The 14035-nt window shown below is 43.1% G+C and carries 11 protein-coding genes; 2 read left to right on the top strand and 9 right to left on the bottom strand.

The features are described 5' to 3' along the window. Positions 1 to 68: 68 nt before the first annotated feature. The 7 genes from V7K48_RS32250 to V7K48_RS32220 form a co-directional block, all read right to left on the bottom strand. Complete coding sequence (locus V7K48_RS32250) at positions 69 to 344, bottom strand: hypothetical protein (protein WP_298912958.1); 276 nt, start codon at positions 342 to 344, stop codon at positions 69 to 71. 96 nt (positions 345 to 440) lie between these two features. Continuing rightward, positions 441 to 1409 carry a chlorophyll a/b binding light-harvesting protein gene (locus tag V7K48_RS32245; RefSeq protein WP_335079007.1) on the bottom strand — a complete coding sequence of 323 codons (969 nt, stop codon included), beginning with the start codon at positions 1407 to 1409 and terminating at the stop codon, positions 441 to 443. Positions 1410 to 1620: 211 nt separating this feature from the next. Further along, on the bottom strand, positions 1621 to 2655 hold the full coding sequence (locus tag V7K48_RS32240) for a chlorophyll a/b binding light-harvesting protein (protein WP_335079005.1): 1035 nt from the start codon (positions 2653 to 2655) through the stop codon (positions 1621 to 1623). Between the two features lie 415 nt (positions 2656 to 3070). Next, the gene (locus V7K48_RS32235) at positions 3071 to 3826 is read right to left on the bottom strand and encodes an alpha/beta fold hydrolase (protein ID WP_335079003.1); all 756 of its coding nucleotides are present in this window, start codon (positions 3824 to 3826) and stop codon (positions 3071 to 3073) included. Positions 3827 to 4318: 492 nt separating this feature from the next. Next, the gene (gene fldA / locus V7K48_RS32230; protein ID WP_335079001.1) at positions 4319 to 4831 is read right to left on the bottom strand and encodes a flavodoxin FldA; all 513 of its coding nucleotides are present in this window, start codon (positions 4829 to 4831) and stop codon (positions 4319 to 4321) included. Positions 4832 to 4927: 96 nt separating this feature from the next. Beyond that, positions 4928 to 6361: a chlorophyll a/b binding light-harvesting protein gene (locus tag V7K48_RS32225; protein WP_335078999.1), complete on the bottom strand. Its 1434-nt coding sequence runs from the start codon at positions 6359 to 6361 to the stop codon at positions 4928 to 4930. A 2-nt stretch (positions 6362 to 6363) separates the two neighbouring features. Next, on the bottom strand, positions 6364 to 7386 hold the full coding sequence (locus tag V7K48_RS32220; protein WP_335079186.1) for a chlorophyll a/b binding light-harvesting protein: 1023 nt from the start codon (positions 7384 to 7386) through the stop codon (positions 6364 to 6366). A 327-nt stretch (positions 7387 to 7713) separates the two neighbouring features. On the opposite strand from V7K48_RS32220, the gene V7K48_RS32215 reads away from it, so the two are divergent. Both V7K48_RS32215 and V7K48_RS32210 read left to right on the top strand, forming a co-directional pair. Continuing rightward, positions 7714 to 8016, top strand: coding sequence for a hypothetical protein (locus tag V7K48_RS32215; protein WP_335078997.1), 303 nt, complete (start codon positions 7714 to 7716; stop codon positions 8014 to 8016). 299 nt (positions 8017 to 8315) lie between these two features. Further along, the gene (locus V7K48_RS32210; protein WP_335078995.1) at positions 8316 to 8828 is read left to right on the top strand and encodes a hypothetical protein; all 513 of its coding nucleotides are present in this window, start codon (positions 8316 to 8318) and stop codon (positions 8826 to 8828) included. 56 nt (positions 8829 to 8884) lie between these two features. Here V7K48_RS32210 and V7K48_RS32205 read toward each other — a convergent pair whose 3' ends face one another. Together V7K48_RS32205 and V7K48_RS32200 are read right to left on the bottom strand one after the other, a co-directional pair. Next, positions 8885 to 11413: a mannose-1-phosphate guanyltransferase gene (locus V7K48_RS32205; protein WP_335078993.1), complete on the bottom strand. Its 2529-nt coding sequence runs from the start codon at positions 11411 to 11413 to the stop codon at positions 8885 to 8887. A gap of 673 nt (positions 11414 to 12086) precedes the next feature. After that, on the bottom strand, positions 12087 to 13940 hold the full coding sequence (locus V7K48_RS32200) for a glycosyltransferase family 39 protein (RefSeq protein WP_335078991.1): 1854 nt from the start codon (positions 13938 to 13940) through the stop codon (positions 12087 to 12089). Positions 13941 to 14035 lie beyond the last annotated feature (95 nt).

Raw genomic sequence — 14035 nt, 5'->3', positions numbered from 1 at the left:
CCAAAGGCGATGCCTACGGCGGCAAGCTACGTACCCTTGTATCTTACTGAACGAGTAATCAAATAAATTTAACAAAGCTTTCGCCGCCCCTTGTTGCAAGCATTACAGGCAGAAGTTTTCGGCTCAAAATCAATACAGGCGATCGCTTCCTCAGAACAAGCTTTTTTTGGATGTACAGTACATTTGAGGCGGTAGTCGTTGGTGAAATATTCACAACCAGAGCAGGGAATTTCATGCAGGGTTTTTAAATGAATTATCCCTTTTTTTAGCGTTAACCAGACACTACCAATAAATAGAATCATTATTGTCCAACCACAGAAGGCCCACAAAATCATAGTTAACATTAGTTATCCTCATAAAAATTCCAAGAAATGCCCACAGTTTACTGCTGTTAACCGCAGGCATCGGAGTTTATTTAGCTAGAGTTGAGCGAAACCTAATTAACTATTAGCTTGACGCGATGATCGCCAATAGTGCCAAACATAACCTAAGAAGGCCACTACACCAAGGAAGAACTGAATATCTGCCAATCCCAGACGTTCATAACCGTAGAACTCTCTTGGAAAAACTGTTGTGTTATATCCCACAAACACGGCAGAAATCCAAGCCATCAAAGCTAAACCCAGTAAGCTGTAAGAAAGAATTTCTTCACCATTTTCTATCGGTAAAATTCGTCTTACCCATGCAAAAGGCTGCACAAGAATATGCCATACCCCACCAGCAATTAAGATGAAGCCAATCCAAATGTGACCACCTATGACATCTTCTAAGTTATCAACACTTGCCATTCCTAAAGGAGTCCAGCTACCATCTTTCTGACCAACTAAGTAGCCAAAAATTGTTACTGGGTTTAAATTGGGATTGCTAATCAGGCGGACATTTCCCACGTTAGTATCATAAATTCCGCCAAAAATCGTCGCCTTGAGTACTAGCAAAAATGCTCCCAAACCCAGAATAATTAGGTGATGACCTAAAATCAAACCCAATTGCTTGGGGTCATTCCATTCATAGTGAAATTTTGCAGCCTGCCCACCGGCATTATATAAAATTGCCGGGCCACGAAAAACATGAAAAAGTCCACCTGCACCTAATACAGCAGATGCAACTAGGTGCAAAATGCCAATTACAAAATAGGGATAGGTATCGACTACTTCACCTCCAGCACCTACACCCCAGCCCAAAGTTGCTAAGTGGGGTAACAAAGTCAATCCCTGTTCATACATTGGTACGCTAGGAACAAAGCGTGTAACTTCCGATATTGTGATTGCTCCCGCCCAAAACATAATTAAGCCTGCATGAGCAATGTGAGCGCCTAGTAATTGACCAGACAAATCAATTAAACGGGCATTACCCACTAACCACGATAAATTTGTGTCTTCTGCTAAGGTTCTATCAGTTGTAATTGTCATAGTTAAATACCCTTATGAGCATTTTAAATTTTGAGATTTTGCGGAAAGTCTGAGCACCGACTTCCGGCGTTAGCGTAGCGGTAGCGAGTCCGCGTACCCCTTCGGAGAAGCAAGCTACGCGCAGCGTCTCGTAGAGAGCGTCTCAGAACTTTCCAAGACGGATTTTAGGTTGTGATAATCTAAAATCCAAAATCTAAAATCTAAAATTGTTTTACGACTCGCTACCAATGGCATTTATTGCCCTTTCAATTTGGCTAAAGTCAACGCCAATTGCTCGTAGGGCGTGCCACAGATGACCTTGTAAGAAGAAGAAAGCTAAGAAGAAATGGGCATTTGCTAACCATGCTCTGGAAGTGTAACCACCGTTAACTAACTTAATGCTGTCGGCAAAATAAGGGCTAACTCCAAGTTTTACTTCCAAGATAGGGCCATAAAATTCCACGGGATAAGCTAAGGTATTTACCGCACAGAAGTAAGCTGCAACAAATCCTGCTAAGGCAATACCGCCTAAAGAATAGGAAAGGATGGCTTCACCGGAGAAGATTAAAAGCTTTTTCGCCCAAGGTAAAGGCTCTATGAGGATGTGCCAAATACCGCCGCCAATAAGTAACAAGCCTACATAGATATGACCACCGACTAAATCTTCTAAGTTGTTAACACTCGCAAAGTGAGTTTGATAGCCATAGATGACCAAAGGATTGAGGGTGGGGTCGGTGACAACTCGAACATCGTGAATTGTTGAGTCGTACAGTCCTCCCCAGAACATAGCTCTTCCTACCAGGAGTAAAGCACCTAATCCCAAGAAAATTAGGTGATGTCCTAAAATAAACCCAAGTTTTTTCGGGTCGTCCCATGCAAAATGAAATTTCCGAGCGCGACCAGTGGCGTCTTTTAAGTTTTTTGGACCTTTGAAGGTGTGGAAAAGTGCCCCTGCACCAAGCACAGCAGAAGAAATTAAGTGTAAAGCGCCGATAACGAAATAAGGGTAAGTATTAACTACCTGACCACCTGCGCCTACACCAAAACCTAAGGTGGCTAAGTGGGGAAGCAAAATCAACCCCTGTTCACCCATAGGTATTTCGGGATTGAAGCGAGAGATTTCAAACCACGTAAACGCCCCAGCCCAGAGCGTCGTCAGCGCTGCTTGTGCCACATGAGCGCCTATAAATAAACCAGAGAGATTGACGAAGCGGGCGTTACCATTCCACCAATCAAATTTGACGTTGGGATTGCCGTATGTCTGCATTGTTAAGCAAATTAGTAATTGTTACCAAAAATACTCAATTAATTAGTTCTTATTTCAGCAGTTAAATGTTGCGTGAGTAGAACAAATCACTTACCACAATAGACGCGAAGCTTCTACCTGAAGGAAGAGAGCTTCTTCCAATTCAGTGTAGGTGTTAGCGATTGTCGTCAGATATCATTTCTTGCCACATGCTCTGCTTATTGAAGCTAATTACCAATTATTGAGATTACAAATTTAGTTTATTGAAAATAATTCTTATTTAGCTAATCTCTTTACAAAATGTAATTATCAAAACAGAAAGAAAAATAAGCAGCACAAGCAAAGCAACAATGGTAACTATCACTGCTCGAACTACTGTTGGCTGCAAGCAAATATTAGTTTTTAAGCGTGGTGTGGGTTATTCTGCCTTCTGCCTTTATGAATATGTAGAAGTGCTTAGGGATAGTGGAGATGCTTCCAGTAGATGCGGATGGTGGCGTTGCCAAAAACTCAAAATCTGTTCACCAACCTGTTGAGGATAGAAGTAGTGAAAAAAATGATACCCTTGTGGGCATTCCCAGAGTTTATCTTCTGGCTTAAACCAATTTAACCAGTCATGCAATGCAAGTGGATTAACTACCGGATCACTCTTGCTACCACATACCATCATTGGCATAGAAACTCCACCCTTGGGTAAATAAACCAACTTAAACAAAGAGTGTGGCGAGGGAGATTGTTCTAAATCTTTATCTAAGGCAGCTACCAATTTCTTAGTGGTATGAGGCGATTGATTTCCAAAAAGACTGCGAACGTTGCTTGCCAAAACTAGTTCACGGCTGATGCTAAAAAGTTGTCGTTGAAAGTAATAGTGAGCGTGCCAATTGTTGGCGGGTTGAGATGCTACAGCTAGCAGGGTGAGCGATCGCACTTTCTGGGGGAATCGACGAGCATAGCTTAAGGCGATCGCACCACCCATACTATGGCCTGCCAAATGCACGGGGCGATCGCACCATTCTAAAAAGTCATACAGCAACTCCACAGCTTGATCTATGGAACTGGCTTCATCTTTAGTTTGGTGGTATTCCCACTGGGCGATGCTCATATACCCAGATAAGTATTGAAGTAATGGTTTATCAAAACGCTTCAATATCGGACTAGCATTTAACCACAGAACATCAAATGAATCAGACATAAATACCTGTCATACCTAAAACTTTTGAATTATCAATTTTGAATAAGAAATTACATCTGTTATTGGTGTCAACTTTAACTAAAACATGATAAAAAATCTCATTTCCAGGTTCTACGTGGAAATGCCTTTTTTTACGGCTCTGTCGCTAATTAGGCTCGTCATTACCCACATCTTTTCAATCTCTTGCTTCCTTGCTATTAGCTTGGGAAGAAATTCTCAAGCTAATAGCTAAAGTCCGTTTCAACGGACTCAATTCAGTTAACCGGAGTCAGTTACAACTGACTTATGCTATGCAGCCCAGGATTTGAATCGCAGGCAGACTATATGTTTAGCAACAATTTGACTGTTAAAAGAATGTGGGTAATGAGAATAGCACTAGTCAGGTGGGCATTAAGAGTCGAAGATTCTTAATCAGGCAATCTCTCAAAGCTTTATCCCTTAGTGATTGTCACTTTAAGTTGACACAGATGCACAGATATCATCTCGTACTTTCTACAAACCAAATTCTTTCTTCAACTGAGTAACCCAAGTTTTAATTCGCTCGTCTGTTAACTCAGATTGACTACCTTCATCAAGTGCCAATCCGACAAACTTGCCATTTTTCACAGCTCTAGATTGATCAAATTCATACCCCTCTGTTGGCCAGTAGCCAACAGTTTTACCGCCCCGTTGAGAAATTTTTTCTTCTAGAATTCCTATTGCATCCTGGAAGTTATCGCTATAGCCATATTGGTCTCCATCACCAAAATAGGCGACCTGCTTACCACTAAAATCTATATCATCCAGATCAGAGAAAAAGCCTTCCCAATCGCTCTGAAGTTGACCAATATCCCAAGTGGGACAGCCAATAATCAGCAATTCATACTCATCAAAAGTGGTAGTATCCACTTCGTAAATGGGATGTAATGTTACAGCATCACCACCAAACTCATCCCGAATTTTTTCGGCATCAGATTCAGTGTTGCCAGTTTGAGTCCCGTAAAACAAACCAATTTTTTTCGACATATTGTCACCTGATAAATAAATAGTTGTGTGATCAAAAGGACTTATGCAACAATAGCGATTCGTCCTGTACGTAAACCTCACACAAATTGATGTAACTTAGAAAAACAAACTGCTATTGGTTAACAGCAGGAAGGCAAACAAAGCTCCTCCGCAGCTACCCACTGTCCAGCCAGCATTAAACTCGCTCCAAGACTTAGCCGTTTTCATGTTTTCCGGTAGTTCCCCTTGAGCCGGTTTGCGTTTTTGAAACGATACATTACCATACAACCACAAGCAAATAGACAAAATCAATACCAGACCGATTGTGGCAAGTAACCCTGCTTGATTTGCAAACTCCGTATCCCGCAGCGGGCCTAGTTTGACGAACGGGCCAATCAAGAAATAGCCGTGCGCCATGCCAATTTCCAGCCCCCGTGAAAAAGGAGATAAGCCTTTACGGTAAATAGGAAGATTTGCCAATAACTTTAGGGTGATATCAGAAGTATTCACTGGGGTATCGAAATTCCCTATTTCCGGCATTCCCGCAGGATTGATAACTCCCTGCTGAGAATCAAGTCCAGCCGCTATGACACGCACCCTCAAGGCGTGCCAGATATGACCAGCTAAAAATACAATTGCCAGAGCAAAATGACTGGTTGCTAGCCAAGTACGGGATGTAATCACTCCCGATGCAGTAGTACTCAGTCCTAACGGGCCATAAAAAACTGTGGGATAAACGGTATCATTTACTGTGACAAAATATGCTGCCAACAAACCCATGTAAGCCAGAGCGCCCAGGCTATAGGATAGGTAAGCTTCACCAGACCAAAACAGTACCTTTTTCGCCCAGGCAAAAGGTTGGGTGAGAATGTGCCAAAAACCTCCAGCAATGCAGAGTATTCCTACCCAAATATGTCCACCGATGACATCTTCTAGGTTATTAACTGCTGCCATCCCCTGTTTGCCAAAACTACCGAAGAGATAGCCAAAGATGCGACCAGGGTTAATAGTTGGTTCAGTAATCACTCGTACAGATGCTACTGCCGGGTCATAAAGACCACCCCAAAACAGCGCCTTCGCCACCAACAACCAAGCCCCAAACCCCAACAACAGCAGATGAATGCCGATGATGGTGGTCATCTTGTCTTCATCTTTCCAGTCGTAGCCAAACAAGCCAGGGAAAGACGGGTTATCATCCAATACTGCTGGGCCTAGAACGGCATGGTAAATACCACCAGCACCTAGTACGGCAGAACTAATCAAATGTAAAACACCAATTACAACATAAGGATAGGTATCAACAATTTGGCCACCGTCGCCAACACCAAATCCTAAAGTTGCCAGATGGGGCAGCAAAATTAACCCCTGCTCATACATCGGTCGGGAGAGATCGTATTTGGTGATTTCAAATAGGGTCATACCTCCTGCCCAAAGGACAATCAACCCAGCATGAGCAACATGAGCGCCTAAAAGCTTACCTGACAGGTTAATGAACCGAGCATTGCCAGCCCACCAACCGGATTCTGGGGTCGTTATCGTTGCAGTTGCCATAGTTAGATTGCCTCCCCACGAGTTGAACGGACGACTCTCCAAGCGCGAAAGTCAAATCCAGCAGCGCGTAAAGCGTGCCAGAGATGCCCTTGAAGAAAGAAGAAACCTAGCCAGAAATGAGCATTCGCCAGCCAAACACGAGAGGACAGTAAATCTCCACTCTGGAAGTAGGGAAAACGGTCAAACCCAATACTCAGAGCTGGCCCATAAAATTCCGGTGGGTAAGCTAGTGTGTTGACAGAGACAAAATAGGCAGCAATCAAACCCATTAGAGCTAAAGCACCCAAGCTATAAGAAAGGTATGCTTCTCCTGACCAGATAAAAAGCTGCTTTGCCCAGCCGAAAGGTTGAGTTGTAATGTGCCAGATACCACCAGCAATGCAGAGAATGCTCACCCAAATGTGACCACCAACCAAATCTTCCAGGTTATTAACTCCAGCAATCCAATGCTTGCCACCGCCACCAAATAAGTAGCCAAAAATGACGACGGAGTTCAAAGTAGGGCTAGAAACTACGCGCACTTCAGCGCTAGTAGAATCGTACAAGCCGCCAAAGAACATGGCTTTGGCAACCAATAAACCGGCTCCCAGACCCAGCAATACTAGGTGAATACCCAGAATAGTGGTCATTTTATTAGCATCTTCCCAGCGATAGCCAAAGAAGGAAAATCTTTCTTCTAAGATGGTGGGCCCGCGTAAGGCATGAAAGATGCCGCCAAATCCCAGAAAGGCGGAGCTAATTAGGTGCAATACTCCAACGACAAAGTAAGAATAGGTATCTACTATCTGTCCACCACTTCCTACACCCCAGCCGAGAGTTGCTAAATGAGGCAATAAAATCAACCCCTGTTTGTACATTGGTTGCGCTCTGTTAAAGTGGGCAAGTTCAAAAAGGGTTGTTGCACCAGCCCAGAGGACAATTAACCCCGCATGAGCAACGTGAGCGCCCAAAAGCTTACCTGAGAGGTTGGTTAACCGGGCGTTACCTGCCCACCAAGGAATCGACTCCGGTGTTTGAACAGCCATCCTTGTCATGGCGTTACCTCCTGAGAAAGTTTGCAAATAGCTGGAATATATCATTAGTTTAATGAGTATAGCTCTCAATAAACCTGAAGATATACTATCAGAGTTATTGCAAAAAGCTATCATTTGATTTAGGTAAAGTTTTATAAAGGATTTCAAAAACAAACTGAAAAGGCGGGTGACGGTTCATTCCACGCCAACAAAAAGTGGGCTAGAAGACAACTTCTTACAAGTGCCTTACGATATCCTCACACAATATTCCGAATGATTACTAGTTTCAAAAAATACATCGGTAAAGGAAGCTAGGGAGAGTAAGTTTTTTGTGCATTTATGAAATTAATCCAAATATTAAGAGTAGCTGTAATTCCGGTTTTGACTGTATTGAGCTTGTTATCTGCATCAAATAAAGTACTAGCTGACTATTTAACTAGTCAGGGTTCAGGAGGTAATTACCGTTATGAATTATGGTCTACCGATGATAATAGTGGTTACTATTTGAAAATTTGGTTAAATGAAGCAAGTCCAAAAAGTGACGCATACTCCACAACTAGAACATTCCCCTCTACTAGAGAAGCTTTAATTGATTTTGATTGCAATTACGCTGAGAGAAGTTTACCAGAATGCCCTCGATGATAATTTTTAACCCCTCTTATACCGTTTCATACAAACCTTGATACATATAGATTTCTCGTAGGGGCATAGCAATGCTTATTAGTATCAACTTAAGCTATAAACTTCGTAAAATCTCGTTTCTAGTCTCTGGCTGGAAATGCATACCCTGGCAGCTCTATCACCAGGAGAGGGAGGCGGAGCCTCCGAACTGGCATTTCTAGTCTCAGACTGGGAATGAGGCGCAATGGAATGGCATCTTCCTGGATACCATATGATGGGGTAAACAACGGTGCAAATTAATAACTGTTAATGAGTGAAATATGAAGAAGTTAATTTTTGGTGTTGGATTTATTTTAGCTTTAGCTCTTCCAACTCAAAATACACTCTCCCAGCCCGCTGAAATAAAACCAGTGGTTAATCTGCCCGTTGTTCCAGCAGATGCAAATATTATCAAGAGAGCACCAGTTAGATTACAAGATAATAGTGGTTTACCTGTCACAAAGTTAATTTCCCAAGATAAGATTGTTAGCCGTCTTACAAAGAAAGCAACTCTCAAATCTATTAGGCTTGTTAAGTATAGTGACTATCAATCAAACAGAAGTAAGATTGTAGGCATAGCAGCAGAAAACGCTGAAATCTCTCCTAGTCGTCAGGTATATGAAGTTATTTTAGACTTTCCACAAGGCTTTAAAATTTGGGTTGGCAGCTATGACCGTGCAACAGTAACAGCTATTTTTGATGCTGAAACTGGTGAAAGTCTAAGTACTGACATTGATGCTTCTGCATCGGCATTCCATTCCAACTACGACCCTGTAATTGCTCATACAAAATAGATTCGTAATTCGTAATTAAAAAATTCAATTACGAATTACGAATTACGAATTACAAATTACACTTCAGCGGGTTGATATTCTTGTTGTCTTTCCACAAAAGCCTGAACACGGCTGCGGTAGTTTCTTACAGTTTCATCTACCCAATCGCGATCATTGCTATTTGCATACAAATGCACCAGTGGTTCGCTGGCATCTGGTAAAACTAATAGCCAACTGTCATCGTAGGGTTGACAAATTTTCACCCCATCGATGAGTTCTAGATTTTGGGCTGGGTGAGTTTCTACCAAGTAACGCATCAAAGCACCCTTGGCTGTCCACGGGCAGCGGATTGTATAAGTTTTGTGAATTACACGGGGCAATTCTGACCGCGCAGCAGCGAGCGATCGCTCCTGTATAGTCAACATCTCAATTATCTTAGCAATGCAGAACATGGAATCAAATCCCGGATGCAATTGCGGGAAAATAAAACCAGTCTCTCCACTACCTCCCAAGACCACATTTGAATTTGTTTGGCAAGCCTCCATTAAAGCTGTAGGGTTGGCTTTAGTGCGAATCACTCTGCCATCATGGCGGCGGGCGACTTGTTCAATAGCACTAGAAGCATGAACTGGCACTACTACTGTTCCTCTGGGGTTAGCCGTCAGAATCATGTCTACCATCAGTGCTGTTAAAGTTTCCCCACGAATTGGGTAGCCTGATTCATCAACTAAAATTAGCTGTTCTCCATTAGCCGTGACTTGCACACCAAAGTTAGCTTTCAATGCCTCCACTACATGACCTAACTGAGTCAGCAGTCCTTCTCGGTCAGTTACTGACATCGCCGTTTTATTCACACTGGCATTCAGCACCACTGCATCAGCACCAAATTTATCTAACATTTGGGGTAAAACTGCCCCCGATACGGCATAAACATAGTCAATCACCACTTTTGCGCGGCTGTTGCGGAGTGTAGCAACATGCAACAGTTTCTCAAAAGCAGTGCAGTAGCGGTCAATCACTTGGCTGGGGTAAGAGACATCACCAATTTCATGAATTAGCGCCCGCCGCATATCCTCCTTAAAGTAAGCCCCTTCAATTTTCTTTTCCAGGGCTTTGGAGATATTAATCCCCTTGGCATCCATGAATTCAATCAAAATGTAGTCAGGGCGATCAGGGTGTACCCGCACATGGATACCACCAGCTACTGACATTGTGGGTATAACCGTGCGGGCGATGGGGATAGCTGTAGCATCAAGGTTTTGAATATCAACACCTACTGACATCAAACCAGCAATCAGCGATCGCGTCACCATCCGAGAGACATTACGCTGGTCACGGGAAACCGTTACCTTAGAACCAGGTTTCAAGGTAGAGCCGTAAGCAGCTCCCAATTTCACGGCGAATTCTGGGGTGATGTCGATATTAGCTAATCCTTGCACACCACGTTGCCCAAATAAATTCCGTTGAGCGGTGTTCCCCCAAATCAAGTTAATGTTTAAAATTGCCCCTGACTCAATCTTTTTACTGGGCCAAACGCGCACGCCGGGGCTAATTTGGGCTTCTTCTCCCACCGTGGAAAGTGAACCCACAACAGCAGCTTCTAATACTTGAGCGCGGCGGTCTACACGAGTACCACGGGAAATTACACAGGCAGAAAGAGCTGCTTCCTCGCCAATGAATGCCCCATTCCACACTATGGGACGTTTGAGATTAGCATCAGCGCCAATAGTGACATTATCACCAATTACGGTTCCTGCCTCAATGTGTACTCTTGCCCCAATGCGGCAATTGTCACCAATTACTGCTGGGCTTTCAATCACAGCCGTCTGGTCGATGTAAGTATTTTGACCCACCCATAACTTAGGGGAGACTTCTTTATAGGCACAATTCAGTTGTACTTTCTGATCTAAGGCGTCATACTGAGCCTCACGATAGGCATCTAAGTGACCAACATCACACCAGTAACCTTGAGCAATGTAACCATACATTGGCTCATCTTTTGCTAGTAACAAAGGGAATAAGTCTTTGGAAAAGTCAGATTCAGTGTTTGCTAACAGATATTCCAAAACTTCTGGTTCGAGAATGTAAGTGCCAGTGTTGACGGTATCGGAAAAAATTTCACTACTAGAGGGTTTTTCTAAAAATCGCCGAATCCGTGCTTCCTCATCGGTAATCACCACCCCAAATTCAATCGGGTTGGGAACTCTGGTTAAAATCAAAGTAGCTTTTGACTTTTTTTGTTTGTGAAATGCGATCGCTGCCGTGAGGTCGAAATCTGTTATGCTATCACCGCTAATAACTAAAAAGGTTTCATCAAGGAATTCGGCAATGTTTTTCACACAGCCTGCTGTACCCAAAGGCTGATCTTCTTCGACGGCATAGGTCATTTGGACGCCAAAATCGTTGCCATCTTGAAAATAGTCTCGCAAGACATCAGGTAAATAATGCAACGTCGCAATAACTTCTGTAACTTGATGTCGTTTGAGAAGATTGATAATATGTTCGGCAATTGGTCGATTTAGAATGGGCACCATCGGTTTGGGGAGATCGCAAGTTAACGGGCGAAGCCGCGTTCCCGAACCGCCTGCCATCAATACTGCACGCATAAATCCTCCTTAGCTATTTACAGCCCTCGCTGCTTCAAGACCCATGAAATATGTTTTGTTCTTCCTTCTTTAGTCTCCTATGGATATTGATATTTGAGGAACTTCCATAAGATGATATGGATTGGGGCATGGGGCACTTGTACTGAGCTTGTCCTGAGCGAAGCCGTAAAGCCTGCGGCATAGCTTCTCTACGAGAGGCTGTGCCAACGCTTAAGGCGTAGCCTCTGGTAGAGAAGTATTGGACATGGAAAACAGACAAGGTAGACAACAGAAGTCTGAGCTAAGGCTTGCTTATACGATTTTGGATTTTGGACTTTCCTGCGGAACGCTACGCGAACGGCTACGCCCTTCTCTTCATTAGGCTGCGCCCTAAGCATAGCTATGCTTAGGGCTTTACGACGCTGCTCAGGCTAAACTCTAGTCGAACGATTTTAGATAATGGAATTGGGAATCGCCTTGGTGCATCTGGCTTGGTGTGAATTCATCTGTTGCAATCATTTTTCTTTCTTGGTATTAGTTGGTGCAACCCGCACTTCTCTAAGAGACGCTTTTGCTAACTTGGCTTTTGAGTAGGGATATAACAAGCTAAGTCACCTCCGCAGGCATCAGAACTTCAATAATTCCCCCTTGTCCCCGTGCTATTCTGCTCCCTCATCTTCCATTCCCCAGCTTATTAACTCTGCTGACAGTGATAAAGCTCATATTCATAGCCGTTCACCCTTGGCAAAGATTGAGTATCAGATATAACACATGTTTGGATGGTTTCTGCTACAGGGGCATGAAAGTTTACCAGCCATAAGTCAAAAGGTCGTGGCAACTTCTTTAAAGTATTTTCCAGAGCAATGGTAGAAGTATTCGGGTTTTGGTCTTGATGGGCAAGAAGAAACTGAGGATTTTGGGGTGAATTGGCAAGTTTAAACTCCCTAGCTACTCCCATCATTTCCCCAGTGTGTACATAAGTTTTGTGGGTAGTGGCAATCAGTACTGGCACTGGAGATATTTGTTGGATTAGTTGCACAAAAAGGTCAGGACGATAATATTTTTGATAGCCGAGATTACAGAATACTGTGACTGCACTAACAAATCCCATTAACCAAATTAACATCACAGCTTTTTTCCCGTTTACTCCCCATTTGCCTATGCTTTTTATTCCCTTGGGAGGATGCCAACAAACGGCGAGACTTGCTCCTAGTAAAACAATAACGGCAGGAAAGTAAACAAAGTTATAGCGAGCACCCCTGGTGAGGTCGATTCCCAAAAAGTACGTAAAGATAAAGAATAAAGCGATCGCACTGCTCGTGACTCCGATGAACAGCTGAATCATTATTCGGGTTTCTGGTTGCTGTAGTTGAACCTTGATTCCACGCACTAGAATTGGTACTGCCCAAATAAAGAAAATCAGCATCACCAGTCCAGAAAGAATTATAATCAATAGCTGTGGAGATTCAACTGGCAGGAGGGAAATCATTGTAATCCATGTGCCTAAAGCTTGAAAAATTGGACTGAACCAATCTAGTCCGACACGCGAACCTTGAATCCACTCGGTCAAATTATCACGATTTCTATTTTCTAAAAAGATTGGTAGCCAAATTAAGCTCGCCACAAAAGTACCTGTAGCAACAGCATAGATGTGCCGCCAGGGAGGAGAGAAGAAAAGAGAAAATTTGCTGCTAGTCTGTAATTGATGCCAAGCAAGAAAAATCAAAACTACACCTTCTGTGCAGAGGGTGAGAGTGAAGAAGTAATGAGTAGCAACACCTAAAGCATTAATTCCTACCCAGAGAAGTGCTATCCAGATGGGTAAAGGTGTGCGGTTTTGAATATGACGGGTGGCAATTACTAAGCAGGTGAGGGAAGCAGTTACCCATAAGGCTGCCAAACTGTAATGACGCGCTTCTTGTGCTAAAAATACGCTGTAGGGTGATACTGCAATCATGGCAGCAGCTAAGTGTCCTACTAATGGCGAACGAAAAGCTACCCTAGCTAATACGTAAGTACATGGAATGGAGGCAGCACCGATTAAAGCTGGTAGCAATCGCGCCCCAAACAGCGATACTAATCCTCCTTCGCTCTTAAATAATTTCATCCACAGGTAAGCCAGCACAAAATACAGTGGTGGATGGTTATCTTGCGTAACTAAGTTATGAATGACATCACCAATACTAGCCGCTGGATTTGGTTGCAGTGGTTGCAATAGGATATCAGGTGCGATCGCTTGATCTAGGGGTACTGATAAAAAAGTATTCCCTAAGCTAAATACCAAGGTGGAAAACTCATCAGTCCAAGGAGGCTTTGCAGTTAAGTTGGTTAGGCGTAAGCTGATGCCAATGATCAACCAGATTAAGTTCAGCAAGAGGTCAACCCACGAAGGAGGGAGGCGAGTCTGCCAATAATGCCAATGATGCCAATGTTTGGGTTGTGAGCTAGAGTTTGTATCTACTATGGGCAGGAAATGGGTAGCATAAGCAGGTAGCAACGAGATAATTTTTCTATAAAAATAAAATGCACCTTGGAAAAGAACTCTCATTGCCGAGCCTCACACGAATGGATTTGTAGATTTGACGTTTGAGATTTAAGTTCGTTTTAAAGTCTAAAAACAAAAATCAGAATCTCAAATCCCTC

The sequence above is a fragment of the Nostoc sp. genome, from assembly GCF_036919615.1.
Lineage (GTDB): Bacteria > Cyanobacteriota > Cyanobacteriia > Cyanobacteriales > Nostocaceae > Nostoc.
The sequence above is the reverse complement of the archived record's forward strand: the minus strand, read 5'-3'. Positions and strand labels throughout refer to the sequence as shown.